The organism is Nonomuraea sp. NPDC049504 (assembly GCF_040676845.1).
In the GTDB taxonomy this organism is placed as follows: Bacteria; Actinomycetota; Actinomycetes; order Streptosporangiales; family Streptosporangiaceae; genus Nonomuraea; species Nonomuraea salmonea.
In genome coordinates, this window is record NZ_JBFAPT010000077.1 from 1 (window position 1) to 1,607 (window position 1,607).

The following is a 1,607-nucleotide window of genomic DNA, read 5'->3' on the forward strand; positions in this document are numbered from 1 at the left end:
TCCTTGAAAGTTTGTGCGGCGGTGACCTACTCTCCCACACCCTCCCGAGTGCAGTACCATCGGCGCTGGGAAGCTTAACTTCCGGGTTCGGAATGTAACCGGGTGTTTCCTTCCCGCCATAACCGCCGCAACCCTGCGAAACAGCACACTGCTTGCTGTCTCAGAATTGCCTAGTGGACGCGAGCAAGACACCCCCCCAAGGGAGGGTTTGCTTTGTGGTCAAGTCCTCGGCCTATTAGTACCGGTCAGCTCCACACGTTACCGTGCTTCCACTTCCGGCCTATCAACCCGGTCGTCTACCGGGAGCCTTACCCACTCTCGTGGTGGGAGACCTCATCTCAAGGCGAGCTTCCCGCTTAGATGCTTTCAGCGGTTATCCCTTCCGAACGTAGCCAACCAGCCGTGCACCTGGCGGTACAACTGGCACACCAGAGGTTCGTCCGTCCCGGTCCTCTCGTACTAGGGACAGCTCCTTTCAAGTCTCCTGCGCGCGCAGCGGATAGGGACCGAACTGTCTCGCGACGTTCTAAACCCAGCTCGCGTACCGCTTTAATGGGCGAACAGCCCAACCCTTGGGACCTACTCCAGCCCCAGGATGCGACGAGCCGACATCGAGGTGCCAAACCATCCCGTCGATATGGACTCTTGGGGAAGATCAGCCTGTTATCCCCGGGGTACCTTTTAGCCGTTGAGCGACACCGCTTCCACACGCCGATGCCGGATCACTAGTCCCAGCTTTCGCTCCTGCTCGACCCGTCAGTCTCACAGTCAAGCTCCCTTGTGCACTTACACTCGACACCTGATTGCCAACCAGGCTGAGGGAACCTTTGGGCGCCTCCGTTACCCTTTAGGAGGCAACCGCCCCAGTTAAACTACCCACCAGACACTGTCCCCGATCCGGATCACGGACCAGAGTTAGACGTTCAAAACGACCAGAGTGGTATTTCACCAATGACTCCACCCGAACTAGCGTCCGAGCTTCCCAGTCTCCCACCTATCCTACACAAGACGCTCCAAACGCCAATGTCAAGCTGTAGTGAAGGTCCCGGGGTCTTTCCGTCCTGCTGCGCGAAACGAGCATCTTTACTCGTAGTGCAATTTCGCCGGGTCTGTGGTTGAGACAGCGGGGAAGTCGTTACGCCATTCGTGCAGGTCGGAACTTACCCGACAAGGAATTTCGCTACCTTAGGATGGTTATAGTTACCACCGCCGTTTACCGGCGCTTAAGTTCTCACCTTCGCCCAACCGAAGTCAGACTAAGCGGTCCCCTTAACGTTCCGGCACCGGGCAGGCGTCAGTCCGTATACATCGTCTTACGACTTCGCACGGACCTGTGTTTTTAGTAAACAGTCGCTTCCCCCTGGCCACTGCGACCCCCACCAGCTCCCACCGCAAGGATGTTCACCAGCAGAGGTCCCCCTTCTCCCGAAGTTACGGGGGCAATTTGCCGAGTTCCTTAACCACAGTTCACCCGATCGCCTTAGTATTCTCTACCTGACCACCTGAGTCGGTTTAGGGTACGGGCCGCCACAACACTCACTAGAGGCTTTTCTCGGCAGCATAGGATCATCCACTTCACCACAATCGGCTCGGCATCACATCTCACG

At 57.2% G+C, this 1,607-nt stretch carries 1 rRNA gene and 1 other annotated feature (1 of these 2 running past the window's edge); the gene reads right to left on the reverse strand.

From position 1 onward, the window contains the following. Nucleotides 1-13: 13 nt before the first annotated feature. A 5S ribosomal RNA gene (rrf, locus tag AB0K28_RS51630) occupies nt 14-130 on the reverse strand. Nucleotides 131-215: 85 nt separating this feature from the next. Beyond that, nucleotides 216-1,607 (reverse strand) — a sequence feature (mutual gap in cmsearch alignment for this rRNA model is longer than 100) (it continues 1,195 nt past the right edge of the window).